This is a genomic window from Vibrio sp. ZF 223 (assembly GCF_003050585.1).
Taxonomy (GTDB): Bacteria; Pseudomonadota; Gammaproteobacteria; order Enterobacterales; family Vibrionaceae; genus Vibrio; species Vibrio crassostreae.
On record NZ_PIGB01000011.1, the window covers coordinates 175,863 to 191,215 of the forward strand.

15 protein-coding genes are annotated in these 15,353 nt (G+C 44.4%); 3 read left to right on the plus strand and 12 right to left on the minus strand.

What is annotated here, in order from left to right; translation table 11 throughout:
- Positions 1-35: 35 nt before the first annotated feature.
- Complete coding sequence (locus CWO13_RS19255; RefSeq protein WP_102432270.1) at positions 36-1,970, minus strand: RecQ family ATP-dependent DNA helicase; 1,935 nt, start codon at positions 1,968-1,970, stop codon at positions 36-38.
- 145 nt (positions 1,971-2,115) lie between these two features.
- On the opposite strand from CWO13_RS19255, the gene CWO13_RS19260 reads away from it, so the two are divergent.
- The 3 genes from CWO13_RS19260 (at position 2,116) to CWO13_RS19270 (ending at position 5,123) form a co-directional block, all read left to right on the plus strand.
- Positions 2,116-2,589: a GreA/GreB family elongation factor gene (locus CWO13_RS19260; protein WP_102432271.1), complete on the plus strand. Its 474-nt coding sequence runs from the start codon at positions 2,116-2,118 to the stop codon at positions 2,587-2,589.
- Between the two features lie 88 nt (positions 2,590-2,677).
- Positions 2,678-3,472 carry a YggN family protein gene (locus CWO13_RS19265; RefSeq protein WP_102432272.1) on the plus strand — a complete coding sequence of 265 codons (795 nt, stop codon included), beginning with the start codon at positions 2,678-2,680 and terminating at the stop codon, positions 3,470-3,472.
- A gap of 289 nt (positions 3,473-3,761) precedes the next feature.
- Positions 3,762-5,123 (plus strand): sodium-dependent transporter, encoded by a 1,362-nt coding sequence (locus CWO13_RS19270; protein ID WP_102432273.1) that lies wholly within the window; start codon positions 3,762-3,764, stop codon positions 5,121-5,123.
- A 148-nt stretch (positions 5,124-5,271) separates the two neighbouring features.
- Here the strand turns inward: CWO13_RS19270 and lipA are convergent, their stop codons facing one another.
- From lipA to CWO13_RS19325, 11 genes are all read right to left on the minus strand, one after another.
- Positions 5,272-6,237, minus strand: coding sequence for a lipoyl synthase (lipA, locus tag CWO13_RS19275; RefSeq protein WP_017059920.1), 966 nt, complete (start codon positions 6,235-6,237; stop codon positions 5,272-5,274).
- 4 nt (positions 6,238-6,241) lie between these two features.
- The gene (lipB, locus tag CWO13_RS19280) at positions 6,242-6,901 is read right to left on the minus strand and encodes a lipoyl(octanoyl) transferase LipB (protein WP_004737632.1); all 660 of its coding nucleotides are present in this window, start codon (positions 6,899-6,901) and stop codon (positions 6,242-6,244) included.
- Positions 6,902-7,096: 195 nt separating this feature from the next.
- Positions 7,097-7,375, minus strand: a complete 279-nt coding sequence (ybeD, locus tag CWO13_RS19285) for a DUF493 family protein YbeD (RefSeq protein WP_026084358.1) — start codon at positions 7,373-7,375, stop codon at positions 7,097-7,099.
- Between the two features lie 232 nt (positions 7,376-7,607).
- Entirely contained in the window at positions 7,608-8,789 is a 1,182-nt protein-coding gene (locus CWO13_RS19290; RefSeq protein WP_017067140.1) for a serine hydrolase, read from the minus strand.
- Positions 8,790-8,882: 93 nt separating this feature from the next.
- Entirely contained in the window at positions 8,883-9,722 is an 840-nt protein-coding gene (locus tag CWO13_RS19295; RefSeq protein WP_102432274.1) for a septal ring lytic transglycosylase RlpA family protein, read from the minus strand.
- A 3-nt stretch (positions 9,723-9,725) separates the two neighbouring features.
- On the minus strand, positions 9,726-10,847 hold the full coding sequence (rodA, locus tag CWO13_RS19300; RefSeq protein WP_048607962.1) for a rod shape-determining protein RodA: 1,122 nt from the start codon (positions 10,845-10,847) through the stop codon (positions 9,726-9,728).
- Positions 10,847-12,739, minus strand: coding sequence for a penicillin-binding protein 2 (gene mrdA, locus CWO13_RS19305; RefSeq protein WP_102432275.1), 1,893 nt, complete (start codon positions 12,737-12,739; stop codon positions 10,847-10,849). The genes rodA and mrdA overlap by 1 nt, the downstream gene beginning before the upstream one ends.
- 6 nt (positions 12,740-12,745) lie before the next feature.
- Positions 12,746-13,216, minus strand: a complete 471-nt coding sequence (gene rlmH, locus CWO13_RS19310; protein WP_004735246.1) for a 23S rRNA (pseudouridine(1915)-N(3))-methyltransferase RlmH — start codon at positions 13,214-13,216, stop codon at positions 12,746-12,748.
- 3 nt (positions 13,217-13,219) lie between these two features.
- Positions 13,220-13,537 (minus strand): ribosome silencing factor, encoded by a 318-nt coding sequence (rsfS, locus tag CWO13_RS19315; RefSeq protein WP_004735247.1) that lies wholly within the window; start codon positions 13,535-13,537, stop codon positions 13,220-13,222.
- A 64-nt stretch (positions 13,538-13,601) separates the two neighbouring features.
- Positions 13,602-14,627 carry a DNA polymerase III subunit delta gene (gene holA, locus CWO13_RS19320; RefSeq protein ID WP_102432276.1) on the minus strand — a complete coding sequence of 342 codons (1,026 nt, stop codon included), beginning with the start codon at positions 14,625-14,627 and terminating at the stop codon, positions 13,602-13,604.
- Between the two features lie 12 nt (positions 14,628-14,639).
- Positions 14,640-15,293 carry an LPS-assembly lipoprotein LptE gene (locus CWO13_RS19325; protein ID WP_108083408.1) on the minus strand — a complete coding sequence of 218 codons (654 nt, stop codon included), beginning with the start codon at positions 15,291-15,293 and terminating at the stop codon, positions 14,640-14,642.
- Positions 15,294-15,353 lie beyond the last annotated feature (60 nt).

Consider the following 15,353-nt stretch of genomic DNA (forward strand, 5'->3'; position numbering starts at 1 on the left):
GCCTAATCGGTTTTTACCTAAGTATGGAAGTTGGCTTATCTAGGAAGCTGTTTAACTCGCGCTAAGGTATCACTGAACGGTTGCTGCTCTAGCTTGCCGTAACCAACCATTTTGCTGGCTTTGAGTTTGGTTGAAAGCGGGGTAGCGATTCCACATAAGAAGCGAGTAATTGCCTCGTCGGTAATCAGTTGTTGGCTAGTCGAAATAAACTCATGTATCCATGTCATCACCGTCTCATCATCGACAGGTTCAACATCAACGGTTGGTAAGATTGCCACTTCTCCTCGACATACAGAGCAATGACCGCAGTTTGCTGGCGCCTTATCATCGGCAAAGTAACTTGCAAGGCGCGAGCTTAGGCAGGTGTCGGCTTCAAAGAAGCTCAGCATCTGATTAAGACGATTGATTTCACTGTTCTCTTTTACCTTAAACAACTCAGTTAGACGCTCTGACAGCTGCATCATATCTTCTGAGGTATTGTGAATCGCATAGACATCTGTGATCTGCTTGCTTTCCAGTTCAATCCAACCTTGTTCATTGAAGTAGTCGATAGCCGCAATCACGCGCTGACGATCAGCTTGGAAATGAGTCCAAAGCGCATCGAAGTCGACTTGGCACCACACTCTTGCCTGAGGAGAGCATTGGAAAATCGCTTCGACAAATTGACGACGTTCACTTTGGAACTGTTCGGTGATTTGCTGTTTCGGGCGAATGAACTTAAATTTGTAGTCTGCGAAGTAGCTGTACTTCGGCTCAATCACACCTTCAATTTCGAGATACACCAGCAGTGTTTTTAGCGGTAACTGACGAATGTTGGATTCACGTGATAGTTGGTTAAGCATGATCTCCCATTGGTTCCAACCAGAAGCGCCAATGTTTTGATTTTCGTAGATCTCTTTTAATACTGCCTGGATCGATATGTTGTCTGGAGTATCGCCAAATACAAAGTTCTCTAGTGTGCTCAAGCCGTGTTTGTTCGCGAGCAATATACACTCAGAAGCTTGTCCATCTCGTCCCGCTCTGCCGATCTCTTGTGAGTAGTTCTCGATCGATTTTGGTAAATCAAAGTGAATCACTCGGCGAATGTTGGACTTATCTACGCCCATACCAAACGCAATGGTTGCCACGATACAGCTCACTTCATCATTCATGAATTGATGTTGAATTGCATCTCGGTTTTCAGGCTTAAGACCCGCATGGTAAGCCACGGCATTAACGCCAGCGTTTCGAAGTTGCTGAGCCACCATCTCTGCTGTTTGTTGAAGGGTGACATAAACAATAGTCGGAGCGAGAGAAGCTTGGTTGACGACATTGCTCAAGGTTTCTAGCTTGCTGGTTTGTTCGCAAGGTTGAATCGACAGGTCGAGGTTTTGACGATAGAACCCCGTAACCACAACGCGTTCCTCATCAATTTCAAACTTCGACTTCATATCTTGGATAACAGATGTCGTCGCGGTTGCTGTCAGTAACAGTACTTGAGGAATATTGAGCTGTTTCTGGTATTGAGGAAGCTTCAGGTAATCTGGTCTGAAGTTGTGTCCCCATTCTGAAATACAGTGCGCTTCATCGACCACAAGCAGTGAGATCGGCACTTGAGAGATAAACTGACGAAAGCGCTCGTTCTTCAAGCGCTCAACTGAGATCATGAGGATCTTTGTGTCACCGTTACGTACCGACTGCATGACCTGTTGTGTGGTTTGTCTGTCTTGGCTTGATTCGATGGCAGCTGCGCTAATGCCTTTACTGTGCAGGAAAGCGAGTTGGTCTTTCATCAAGGCTAACAGCGGTGATATCACTAAGGTTAAGTGCGGCAATTCTAATGCTGGTAATTGATAACACAGAGATTTACCTGAGCCTGTAGGAAATATGGCCGCAGTTGAGTGACCAGATAGAACATTATCAATGACTTGCTTTTGTCCATTACGCAGTGAGTCGAATCCGAATACTTGTTTTAGTTTCTGCTCAATCATTTATGTTCTACCTGAGTTATTAAGTGTCGTATTGATGCTAAAGCGGGCGCCTATTCATGATAGCGTCGCTTGATGAATCAAATGTCTTGCACCTGATTGTACCTAATTCTATTCTGTAGCTCCTATAGAAAAGCACCCCAATAGTATGAATAAGCCTGAGCTTCGACAAATAATCATTGAGCAACTCGAATCCCGATTGCGTATCGCACAATCTGCCACTCAACGTGCCATTGACGCCGCGACCGATGAAGAGACAGTGCCAGAACACAAGTACGACACCTTAGCTCTAGAAGCCTCGTATCTTGCCCACGGACAAGCGGTGAGAGTGCAAGAGTGTGAAGATGATATTCAGTGCTATCGAAACCTTGTATTGCGTGACAGTGAAAAAGTTACTGTGAGTAGCTATGTGGTGGTGATTGATGAGCATGACCAATATAAACACTTCTTTATGGGGCCGAGAGTTGGGGGACTGGCTGTCACGTGGAATGACAATGAAGTAGCTATCGTGACGGCAAATGCGCCTTTTGGTCAGGCGTTAATGGGTAAAGAAGTTGGCGATGAAATTGAGTTTAAGGTCGCTGATAAACAGTTTTGCTACGAAGTGGTATCGGTTGACTGAATAATTGGCTAGGGAATATAAGACGTTGCTCTGACAAAGAAGCATACACCCAAGGTATAGTAATTTGTCAGATTGATGAGAGGATGTTATGAAAAGCAATGTATTTATGAAAAACAAAATGTTTATGAAAAACAATGTATTAATCGCATCGTTAACAGCGGTAATCTCTGTCGTGAGCCTGCCAACTTTTGCTGCTCAGTGTCGAGTTGATTTGAAGAATGAATTACGAATCGATGATCAGAAAGTCGAAATTCATCAGGTAAATGGCAATAGCGCCGTGTTCGATAACAACAACGATCTCTATATTCATGGTGAGAAAGTTGAGCTTGATGCAGACCAACAAGCGGCAATTGAAAAGTATCGTGAAAGTATGAGTGAGTATTTACCTCGCGCAAAGCAAATGGCTAACGAGAGCTTAGCATTAGCCAATGACGTTATTGATGATATTGCCGCTAGCCTAGATTCGCCTGAGTCGTTTGATAATGTAAAAGAGTCAATGAAGACGTATTTTGCTGAACTTGAGGCGCGTTACTACAAAGATGGTGAGCTAGTACTACCAGCAGACAGTTTCGACTCGATGGCAAATGGCTGGTCTGAAGATTTCGAGAAGGCGAAAGAAATCTTTAACCAAGAATTTATATCTAGCGCTTTTAATGCGATGTCAGAAAAGATGAAACAAGACGGTGGCCTAAACCTGACTGAATTGGCTGACAGCATGGCTGAATTAAAGCTGAAAGTTGAAGAGCGAATGAAAGAACATGCTCAGCAAATGGAAGAAGAAGGCACTGAGTTCTGTGATTCACTTGATGAGATGGCAGAGCAAGAGCAAGAACTGCATGAAATTATTCCGAACCTAAAAGATTACCAAGTATTCACAATTTAATGTGAATCTAATGATGAATAGCAAGAGCACCGGTTGGTGCTCTTTTTGTTTGTATAAATGGAACCACGCAACGAGTATTTATCTCTATTTAATCGATTTGCTTCTCAAGCCCGCCACTTTGCTTTATTGCTTATGATTGAATGATAAGACTGGTTATTTGTTAATTTTGTGGTTCTAAATAGCGCATTGATTGTAAAAATCAGAGAATTGTTCATTTATTGGTTGTGCCTATCATTGCTTTTTATTACTGTACTTCTCAACTAGTTCACTGATTTTTAATGCGGGCAATATGGACCAACAATCTTCCTCTTCAAGAGAGCACTTTAGCTCTCGTTTAGGCTTTATTTTAGCAGCGGCTGGTGCAGCGGTTGGCTTGGGTAATATTTGGGGTTTCCCGACTCAAGTTGCCAGCAACGGTGGCGGTGCTTTCCTTTTGGTCTATTTGATCATGATCTTCGTGGTTGCTTTCCCTATGCTGGTGGTAGAGATGGCTATCGGCCGTCACGGCCAAGCAAACCCAGTTGATAGCATGCGATCTTTGACGACAAACCCTTTGGGTAAGAAAGTCGGTGAGTTTGTCGGTTGGATTGGATTGAGTGTTCCAAGTGCAGTGCTAGCCTTTTATAGCATTGTTGGCGGTTGGTTGATTTGCTTCCTAATTGGAGCTGTTGCGGATCTGATTGGTCTAGAGGCTGCTGCTGATTGGTTTAAAGGCTTCAGTGTTGAGCGCAACGTATTTGGTACCGTCGCGTTCTATGTACTGACTATCTTGATTGTACAGGGCGGTGTTAAGCAAGGTATCGAGAAGTGGTCGACTCGTTTGATGCCTGCGCTGTTTGTTTTATTTGGCTTATTGTTTGTTTACATCATGACGCAATCTGGTGCAATGGAAGGCCTAAAACATTACCTCGTTCCAGACTTTGAGAAAGTGTGGGATAGAAAACTGATTCTGGCGGCAATGGGGCAGGGTTTCTTTTCGCTCACCATTGGTGGCTGCTCAATGTTGGTTTATGGCTCTTACTTAAGTAAGAAAGAAAACCTGCCAAAAATGGCAATGAACGTTACTTTGGTTGATACTGCTGTCGCTTTTATTGCTGGACTAGTGGTGATGCCTGCAATGTTTGTTGCGATGCAAAAAGGCGTTCAAATCTACGCGGAAGACGGCTCACTATTAAGTTCTGACACGCTAGTATTCACGGTTCTGCCGTTGATGTTTGATAGTTTAGGTGTGCTTGGTCAGATCTTCGCAATTGTCTTCTTCTTACTACTAACGATTGCTGCACTGACTTCTTCTATCTCGATGCTTGAAGGCCCGGTAGCGCTAGTGAGTGAGCGTTTCAATACTAGACGAACGCCAACAAGCTGGGTGATTGGTGGTGCTATCGCGCTGTTTAGTGTGGTGATTGTTTACAACTTTGCTGCGATGTTTGGCATGGTAGCGATGATTGCAACTCAATACCTTCAACCTGTAGCGGCATTGATGTTTTGCCTGTTTGGTGGCTGGGTGTGGAGCCGAGCTTCAAAAGTGAGAGAGCTTGAGCAAGGCTGCCCTGATTTTCAACTGGGTTGGTTTGGTAAAGTTTGGCCAATGTATGTGAAATTTGTCTGCCCAATCTTGGTGGCAACGGTTATTTGGGCTTCTTTCGGATAGTGACCAGCTGACGGCTACATCATTATATTTGCTATTCAAGGCCACTCTTAATGAGTGGCTTTGTTGTTTTTAGCGGCACCAAGAAGATAGAAAAAAGGCGCTGAACATAATATTCAGCGCCTTTGTATTTTTAGTTAAGCAATCGTGATTACTTAATTTCCATACCTTGAGCTTGTAGATCTGCATGGTAAGAAGAGCGTACAAACGGGCCACACGCTGCGTGAGTGAAGCCAAGCTCTAGAGCAATCTCTTTTAGTTCATCGAACTCAGAAGGCGGCACGTAGCGTTCTACTGGTAAGTGGTGACGGCTTGGTGCTAGGTATTGGCCTAGTGTCAGCATAGTCACACCATGTTCGCGAAGGTCTTTCAGTACTTGAACGATCTCTTCTTTCGTCTCACCAAGACCCATCATCACACCTGATTTTGTTGGGATATCAGGGTGCTGTTCTTTGAATTTCTTCAGTAGATCAAGAGACCACTTGTAGTTCGCACCTGGACGCGCTTTACGGTATAGACGTGGTGCTGTCTCTAGGTTGTGGTTGAAAACATCTGGCGGGTTGTCTTTCATTAGATCAAGCGCAACATCCATACGACCGCGGAAGTCTGGAACCAGTGTTTCGATACGAATATTTGGGTTTAGCTCGCGAATCTCACGGTTACAGTCAGCAAAGTGCTGAGCACCGCCGTCACGCAAGTCATCACGGTCAACTGAAGTGATTACTACGTACTTCAGTTTCATGTCTTTAATCGTCTTAGCCAGTTTCTTCGGCTCTTCTGCTTCAGGAGCAACAGGACGACCATGGGCAACATCACAGAACGGGCAGCGACGAGTACAGATAGCGCCAAGAATCATAAACGTTGCCGTACCGTGGTTGAAACACTCGGCTAGGTTAGGGCAAGACGCTTCTTCACAAACTGAGTGCAGGTTGTTTTTGCGCATTGCTGATTTGATTTCTTGAATACGATGGCTGTCTGAAGGAAGTTTAATCTTCATCCATTCAGGCTTACGTAGAACTTCTTTCTGTTCAGCAGGCATATTCTTTACGGGAATTAATGCCATTTTGTCAGCGTCACGATATTTAACGCCTTTTTCCATTTGGATTGGTTTGCTCATGATTTTATGCTTCTGCTGTAATGTTACTGGTGGCTTGAATGTCTACTTGGTCATAGCCGAGTAGCTCTACGAGCTCTTGTATTAACTGTTGCTCAACGTTTTCCAGTTCACTTGGTCCGCCAAGTTGGCTTACCTGCGCCATTTCCATACCTTGGTAACCGCATGGGTTAATACGTAGGAATGGAGACAGGTCCATATCGACGTTAAGTGCTAGCCCGTGGAACGAGCAGCCACGTCGAATACGTAATCCGAGTGAACAGATTTTTTTGCCATCGACATAAACACCAGGAGCGTCAGGTCGGGCAGCTGAATCTATATTGTAAGCTTTCAGAGTATTGATTACGAGGTTCTCGATATGAGTAACCAAATCACGTACTCCGAATTTCTTGCGGCGGATGTTAATCAGAAAGTAAGCAACTAATTGGCCTGGGCCGTGGTAAGTCACTTGGCCACCGCGATCGCTTTGTATCACAGGGATATCACCGGCATTTAATACATGCTCAGCTTTGCCTGCTTGTCCTTGAGTGAAGACAGGGTTGTGTTCAACCAACCAAACTTGGTCTACGTCTTCTTCCGTGCGTTCGTCTGTGAACTTATGCATGGCTTTCCATACAGGTTCGTAATCCTGACGGCCTAATTTTTTTACGATTAGCTTATTTTGCAAAGCTGCACTCCCTCAAGGATTAATAAAGTGAACGCATTATAAACGCGAAACATGATTCTAACTACAGACGGACTGCAAGGTTTTTCAACTTTCTTTGTATTTATTGAAAATTAAGTTGAATGAATTTGAACTCGTTAGGGGGCTTTAAACAAAAACAGCGGCAATAAGCCGCTGTTTTTGATGTGTAATCGGAGATTACAGAACCATACGAACGATTTCGATCTCGCCCAGTTCTTTATAAAGAGTTTCTACTTGCTCGATTGAAGTCGCAGTAATATTGATAGAAACAGAGTGGTAGTTACCTTTCGCACTCGGTTTTAGTGTTGGGCTGTAGTCACCAGGAGCATGACGCTGGATCACTTCTAGCACTAGCTCTGTTAGTTCTGGCTTAGCGTGGCCCATTACTTTGTAAGTAAATGAACAAGGGAACTCTAAGAGATCTTTTAGTTTTGCATCAGAATTGATGTTCATGATTAGCTCCAAAAGGCTAGACTCTCGCAAATTGGCGAAATGTCGATAAAAAGCGTGTTCGGTCAACAGACACGAGTAATAAGGCGGAATATTACGTGTAAATATCACTGAACTCAAGATCAACAAAAGCCGCACATGGCGGCTTTTGGCTCACTAATGAGTAAATCATGAACTTACTCATTAGGTTAGCTATACAACAAGCTTAGGTTTTACTTAGAACAAACCTTTGGCTGGTTTAGAATAAACCCTTGAACAGAAGAACTAGGTAGTCCCATAGGCGGCTGAATAGGCTGCCTTGGTCTACATCTTCAAGTGCTAGTAGTGGGTATTCAGCAACGTCTTCACCGTCGACTTGGTAGAATAGTTTACCAACTACATCGCCTTTGCTGATTGGCGCTTCTAGCTCTTTCTCAAGTACGAAGCTTGCTTTTAGGTTCTTAGCTTGGCCACGAGGTAGAGTTACGAAAGTATCTTCATCGACACCTAGCGCAACTGTGTCCTTGCTACCCATCCAGATTTTCTCTTCTACGAAGGTTTCGCCCGCTGTATGTGGCGCCACTGTTTCGAAGAAACGGAAGCCGTAGCTAAGCAGTTTTTTGCTTTCTGTTTTACGAGCATTAGCATTCTTGGTGCCCATAACTACAGCAACTAGGCGCATTTTGCCTTCGGTCGCTGAGCTTACTAGGCTGTAACCTGCATTGCTTGTGTGGCCCGTTTTGATGCCATCAACGTTCATGCTCTTATCCCATAACAGACCGTTACGGTTGTATTGGGTGATGCCGTTGTAAGTGAATTTTTTCTGCGAGTAGATACGGTACTCATCAGGAACGTCACGAATCAGCGCCTGACCAAGTAGCGCCATATCGTAAGGCGTTGAGTATAGGTTCGGGTTGTCTAGACCGTGCACGTTAGCAAAGTGCGTGTCTTTCATACCGATAGAGCTTGCCCATGCGTTCATTAGGTCAACGAATGCATCTTCAGAGCCGGCGATGTGTTCAGCCATGGCAACACAAGCATCGTTACCTGACTGAACAATGATACCGCGGTTCAGTTCTTCAACTTTAACCGTTGTACCTACTTCAACGAACATCTTAGATGAATCTGGGAAGTTTTTAGCCCAAGCATTTTCACTGATTACAACATCGTCGTTTAAGTTGATGTTGCCACGCTCTAGCTCTTGGCCAATTACGTAGCTCGTCATCATCTTGGTTAAACTTGCTGGAGAAAGTTGAGTATTCATCTCTTTCTCTGCTAGTACTTTGCCTGAATGGTAATCCATCAGAACAAAACCTTTAGCGGCGATTTGAGGTGCATCAGGAACAACAATAGGAGCGGCGAATGACGATGTAGCTATCGTTGCAGAAAGAGCAACAGAAGTAGCAAAAATCGATTTAACAAGTTTATTAGATTTAATCATTTTGAATGCAATTATTTGGTGAACTATTCATATATTAACAGAATCACTCTGTCACACCAGAGCGCTGATTACCAGAAGTAACTGTTAGATTAATTAGCGAGTCAGGGTGTGTTTTTTTATATAAGCTGACGGGTAACCCATTAGCTTAACTTGTTCTAATTTTTCTTGAGTCAGAGCATAGTCATGAAATGGCCCAATCATCAGACGGTAGTTGTCATCATTTGACTGCAAGAACGTTGCTACTTCTAGTTTTTCGGCTAGATCTTTAGCTAACTTCTCTGTTCTATCTTCATGTGGAGATGTGGCAACTTGAATAATAAATTGTGGCAAAGCGGCCTTTTTCTTAGCGTCGGTTGGCATAGCTACAGTAATGACTTCTATCTCAACATTTGCAGTGCCGGTTCTTAATACATCGAGCTTGTAAGCGGCCGCATAACTAAGGTCAATGATTCGGCCTTCATGGAATGGACCACGATCATTGATGCGTACAATCGTTGTTTTGTCATTATCGGTATTGGTCACTTTTACGTAGCTTGGAATAGGCAATGTTTTGTGTGCTGCAGACATCGAATACATGTCGTAGATTTCGCCATTAGACGTTAAATGACCATGAAATTTCTTACCGTACCAAGAGGCTTTTCCTTTCTCGGTAAATCCTTCCGTCTCCTTGACGATCTTATAGTCTTCGCCACGCAGAGTGTAATCCGTGTTACCACCTAAACTATAAGGTTCATACTGAGGGTGAGCATCTTCTAAATGCTCTACCGAGATCGGTGCGTCTGGCGCAATATCTGAATCAATATCGTAGCGACCTGTTGGCTTCTGTGAAGAACAGCCATTGATTAAAATCGCTAGCCCTAAGATAGAGGCTATTTTTTTGAATGGCAGCTCATCAACCAGGGATGCTTTTTTTGAGAACGTTGTAATAGACATCGATTAGGTCGCCTTTGAGAATGCTTTTCTGTGTGTATGGATTGACATTAAAATACCAAAACCAGCCATAAGGGTAACCATTGAAGTACCGCCATAACTGACTAGAGGAAGAGGAACACCAACCACAGGTAGAATGCCACTTACCATGCCAATGTTTACAAAAATGTAGACGAAGAAGCTCAGTACAATACTGCCGCCCATCATTCGGCCGAATGCGGTTTGAGCTTGGCTAGCAAGCACTAAGCCACGTCCAATAATAAACAAATAGATAGCAAGCAAGAACAAGATACCAATCATGCCCCACTCTTCGGCAATTACCGCAAAAATGAAGTCGGTGTGGCGCTCTGGGATGAACTCTAGTTGAGATTGAGTGCCTTGCAGCCAACCTTTTCCTGATATACCACCAGAACCTATCGCAATCTTACTTTGAATGATGTGGTAACCCGCACCTAATGGATCTGATTCAGGGTCAAAAAGGGTTCTTACACGTACTTTTTGATATTCACGCATCAAGAAGAACCATAAGATTGGGATAAACGCCCCCAACGCGATTGCCGCACTAGCAATGATTTTCCAACTGATACCTGCCAGGAATATCACGAAGATACCGGATGCGGCGATAAGGATAGATGTACCTAAGTCGGGTTGCTTTGCGATTAGAATCGTCGGTACAAATACCATCACTAGCGAGATCGCTAATGTTTGGAAGGTAGGTGGAAGTGAACGCTTACCGATAAATCGTGCCAGCATCAAAGGCACTGCAAGCTTTAATAGCTCTGAGGGCTGGAATCGAACAAAGCCGAAGTTTAACCAACGCTGGGCACCTTTCGAGGCTTCACCAAAGAACAACACGCCTAATAGTAAGATGACACCACCAGCAAACAGCAGTGGTGCCAAGGTCTCATAAGTGCGAGGTGAGATTTGCGCTAGGAAGATCATTACACCTAAAGACAGAGCCATACGCATTGCTTGGCGATCCATCATAGCAAGACTTTGTCCGCTTGCGCTGTACATGATCAGTAGGGCAAAGCCCATTAAAACCAGAATGCCGAGCAAAAGCGGCAGGTCGATATGCAGCCTTTCGAATAGGGCTCTATTTCGTCCAGTTGAAGGATCAAGTTTCATTATTTAATTGGCTCACTTTGATAATCTTCTGCAAGGATAATATGGTCTAAAATTCTTCTTACTACTGGTCCGCCGTTAGACGAACCGCCACCTGCGTTCTCTAGAACGATAGTCACGACTGCTTCAGGATCTTCAAAAGGCGCGTAACCCGTAAAGAGGGCGTGATCGCGTAAGTGCTCTGCGATTTCATCCGCGTTGTACTCTTCATCTTCTTTTAAGCCGAATACCTGCGCGGTACCCGATTTACCAGCAGTTTGGTAAGACATCTTCTGGAATGAACGTCTTGCGGTGCCTTTCTTACCGTGGTTAGCCAGCCTCATACCTTCCTGAGCGATGTCCCAATACTTCTTCTTAACTCCGGTTAGCGGTGGGTAAGTTTCAATATCCGACATAATTTGTTCATCGAATGGGCGGCCGTTATCAATGGTTGAACGAAGTAGATGAGGGGCTGTTACTTCACCTTCATTCACCAAAACTGATGTGGCTTTTGCAATCTGCATTGGTGTTGCTGTCCAGTAGCCTTGTCCAATGCCAACAGGGATGGTGTCACCTTGGTACCAAGGCACACGGTGTCTTGCCATTTTCCAATCACGAGTTGGCATATTGGCTTTGCTTTCTTCATAAATATCGATGCCAGTGTAGTCACCAAAGCCGAACATCATCATCCATTTGGATATGCGGTCAATTCCGAGATCATAAGCAATTTGGTAAAAGAAAGTATCCACTGACTCTTCAATCGCTTTCTCTATATCAACGACACCGTGCCCCCAACGCAACCAGTCACGGAATGGTCTGGTTTTAGAGTTCGGGATCTTCCAGTAGCCAGGGTCGTTACGTGTGGTATTCGGTGTAATGACACCTTCTTGCAAAGCCGCAACAGCAATGAATGGCTTGATCGTCGATGCTGGTGGATAAATACCTAGCGTTGCACGGTTAACTAAAGGTCGGTCTTTGTCTTGAAGCAGTGCGTTGTAACCTTTAGAGGATATACCATGTACAAATGCATTTGGGTCGTAGCTTGGGCTAGATACCATAGCTAACACGCCATTGTCTTTCGGGTCGAGAACGATAGCTGAACCACGGCGGCCATCAAGTAACTTATGTACGTATAGTTGTAGCTTGATGTCCAAGTTGAGCACGATATCTTTACCCGGAACCGAAGGTACAAACTTAAGGGTACGGATCACTCGTCCACGGCTGTTTACTTCGACTTCTTGATAGCCAGCGGTACCGTGCAACATGTCTTCGTAGTAGCGTTCAATGCCAAGTTTACCGATGTCGCGAGTCGCTTGGTAATTGGCGTCTTTCTCTTCTCGTGCTAGGCGCTGCATATCACGGTCATTGATGCGCGATACATAACCAATAACGTGAGTCAGCACATCACCATAAGGGTAAAAACGTTTTAACGTGCCAGTGACCTCAACACCAGGGAACTTATGTTGGTTTACAGAAAAGACCGCAACCTGTTCTTCTGTAAGTTGGTTCAGAATCGGTACTGACTTGAAGCGTCGTGAATTACGACGATCACGATTAAAACGCTCGACACGTTCTGGTGGGACCTCGATTAACGCTTGTAGGCGGGCGAGCGTGTCATCCATATCTTTTATTTTTTCTGGTGTGATTTCTAGATTGAAAACAGGGCGGTTTTCAGCAAGAAGTACACCGTTGCGATCGTAAATCAAACCTCGGTTGGGTGCGATTGGAACGACCTTGATACGGTTGTCGTTAGAGCGGGTTTTATAGTCCTGATATTGGTTGATTTGAATGTTGTAAAGATTCATAACCAACATCGACATCATCACTATGATCCCTGCAAACGCAACAAAAGCACGGCTAGTAAATAGTCGTGCTTCTGCTTTGTAGTCACGGATTTGGCTACGTTTACGTAACATTAACGCTTATTCTCGATGATAAGGGTGGTTAGCAGTGATGCTCCAAGCTCGATACAAGCTTTCAGCCATGATAACGCGTACTAATGGGTGAGGGAGAGTAAGTGCCGATAGAGACCAACTTTGATCTGCTGCCGCTTTACATGCAGGTGCTAGTCCTTCAGGCCCGCCAATAAGGATAGAAACGTCGCGTCCATCCAATTTCCAACTTTCCAATTGCTCTGCCAGCTGAGGGGTATCCCATTTTTTACCTGGGATATCAAGCGTGACAATGCGGTTACCTTTCGGAACCGCTGCCAACATTGCTTCGCCTTCTTTTTGAAGAATACGTGCAATATCCGCATTTTTACCGCGTTTACCCGCAGTGATTTCAATGAGTTCTAATGGCATATCATGAGGGAAGCGGCGTTTATATTCTTTAAAGCCTTCTTCAACCCACTTTGGCATTTTTGTACCAACTGCGATTAACTGGATCTTCAAAGCTTAGCCCCAAAGTTTTTCTAGTTGGTACAGTTCACGATGCTCTTCTTGCATAACGTGGAGCATGCTTGTGCCCATATCTAGAACAACCCATTCACCTTCTTGCTGGCCATCCATGCCTAGTGGTTGCATGCCTGCTTTACGTACTTCATCAGCAACATGCTGTGCAATAGAAGCAACATGGCGCTTAGAGGTGCCAGTACAAACAATCATGTAATCAGTCACACTTGATTTGCCTTCTACATCGATAGTCACAATCGATTCTGCTTTCATGTCGTCGGCTTTGTCTGCAAGAAAATCTTTTAGTTCTTCACGTAACACGGGGTGTTCCTTTAATCTGAATTTAGCTTTTTAGGGGCTGTTGACCCTAGAATATACCACGCTTTTATGCGTGAAATGGTATTGAAGCTGAAGGGATACAAAACTCTACGCTTAACTGATGAATTAGTGGCCAAGGCGACTGCTCATATTGAGTCTTTGTCATCAATTCAGCTTGGGTGAGCAACGCGAACAAAGAGTGTAATTGAGAAATCGAAACTCTTGTTAGCGCGGCGTTATAAAGAGGCTTTTTAGATTGCCAGATGCGGTGTTTGTCGAAGACTTGACCAATCGGCATCTGTTTCATTTGTTGCTGCATTTGCAACAACAGGGCAAGTTCACGTTGGATACTACGCAGTAAAATGACTGGCTCTATACCCTCGGCTTCTAGCTGACGCAGGATCCGTTGTGCTCGGTTTCCTTTGCCTGCTAATAACGCATCACTCCAATGGAATGGAGTAAAATGGTTATGGCGACTCAGCGATTCTTCTAAGCGTACTAGTGTGAGCTTTCCATCTGGGTATTGGAGAGCCAGTTTTTCTAGGCTTTGGGTTAGTGCAAATAGGTTACCCTCATGCCATTGTGCCAGCATTTGAATCGCTTCAGGATCTGGCGTCAAACCGATTTGACGGCAGCGAGCTTGGACAAACTGAGGAAGTCGACTGACATCTGGAGTCAAGCAACTGACCCAGTGACCTTGATTCGAGAGCGCCTTAAACCACTTCGCGCTCTCTTGAGCTTTGGTTAGCTTAGTGCCGACCAAGATCAATAGGATATCACTGTGGATATGCTCGGAGATCGCGAGTAGCTCTTTTGCTATCGCGGCATTGACGCCTGACTCTGGTAATTCAAGTTCGATGACTTGACGGCTAGAGAACAGGCTCAATGCTTGAGTGCAGTCGTAGACTTGATTCCAGTCGAGGCTGCTATCAATAGCAAAGCGGTGACGTTCTTCAAAACCTTGTTGTTTTGCAGCTTTTTGAATTGCTTCTCGGCTTTCTTGTAATAGCAGAGGCTCGTTACCAAAAATGAGGTAAACACTGCTTAGCTGTTTAGCAAGTTGCTCTGATAAGCGGTCAGCAAAAATACGCATCAAATAAACCTATTACTCAGCCGGTTCGCTAAGTGTTGGTTGCTCTTCTGAAGCCGGTACGATCTCAACGTCGTCAATTTCAACATTCTTGATGTTGTATTGCTTTTCGAGCTCTTTAACTTGAACATTTTCTAATGACTCTAGATTCATGCTACCAGCGGCAATATTGGCTTTTAGTCGAGCCATTTGACGTAGGATTTGGCTTGTTGCCAACTTACGCATCTCATCTTCAATCATGTCTCGTTCAACCGACTTCGCAAGTGCAGTTAATGGGTTGTCTAGGTAACTGCGGGTTACGCTGGTTGAGAATGTCTTTGAGCCTAGATCTGGGATCGTTACGCGATATGAAGCGCGAAATGTCAGTTCTTTTTCTGCTGCACGAGTGTTTTGGTATAGAGAAAGGGTACGCTCACCAACGCTCTCACTAATAATGTGTAGGTTAGGGGTATTTTCAGCAGGTGGCACGATTTCTACATCATTCATGCGTAGCTGACCTTTCATCATACGTGTAAACGTACTGTATTGGTCATAACTGGTTACGGAGATCTTGTTGAGTTCTTCTGGTACGGAGTAATCACCACGCAGGTGGAAACCACACGCACTTAACAGGCTGACGGTTAAAACAACAATAGTAACTTTCAATGAAGATAGTGAAATCAGGCGCATTATTTGATGGCTCTCATGAAGGTAGAATACTTATTTAAAGGCTTTAGCTAGATTGAGTTG

Excerpts from the sequence above, each read along its gene's own strand:
- CWO13_RS19255 (WP_102432270.1), bottom strand. The coding sequence starts at position 1,970 with ATGATTGAGCAGAAACTAAAACAAGTATTCGGATTCGACTCACTGCGT.
- CWO13_RS19260 (WP_102432271.1), top strand. The coding sequence starts at position 2,116 with ATGAATAAGCCTGAGCTTCGACAAATAATCATTGAGCAACTCGAATCC.
- CWO13_RS19265 (WP_102432272.1), top strand. The coding sequence starts at position 2,678 with ATGAAAAGCAATGTATTTATGAAAAACAAAATGTTTATGAAAAACAAT.
- CWO13_RS19270 (WP_102432273.1), top strand. The coding sequence starts at position 3,762 with ATGGACCAACAATCTTCCTCTTCAAGAGAGCACTTTAGCTCTCGTTTA.
- lipA (WP_017059920.1), bottom strand. The coding sequence starts at position 6,237 with ATGAGCAAACCAATCCAAATGGAAAAAGGCGTTAAATATCGTGACGCT.
- CWO13_RS19290 (WP_017067140.1), bottom strand. The coding sequence starts at position 8,789 with ATGATTAAATCTAATAAACTTGTTAAATCGATTTTTGCTACTTCTGTT.
- CWO13_RS19295 (WP_102432274.1), bottom strand. The coding sequence starts at position 9,722 with ATGTCTATTACAACGTTCTCAAAAAAAGCATCCCTGGTTGATGAGCTG.
- rodA (WP_048607962.1), bottom strand. The coding sequence starts at position 10,847 with ATGAAACTTGATCCTTCAACTGGACGAAATAGAGCCCTATTCGAAAGG.
- mrdA (WP_102432275.1), bottom strand. The coding sequence starts at position 12,739 with ATGTTACGTAAACGTAGCCAAATCCGTGACTACAAAGCAGAAGCACGA.
- holA (WP_102432276.1), bottom strand. The coding sequence starts at position 14,627 with ATGCGTATTTTTGCTGACCGCTTATCAGAGCAACTTGCTAAACAGCTA.
- CWO13_RS19325 (WP_108083408.1), bottom strand. The coding sequence starts at position 15,293 with ATGCGCCTGATTTCACTATCTTCATTGAAAGTTACTATTGTTGTTTTA.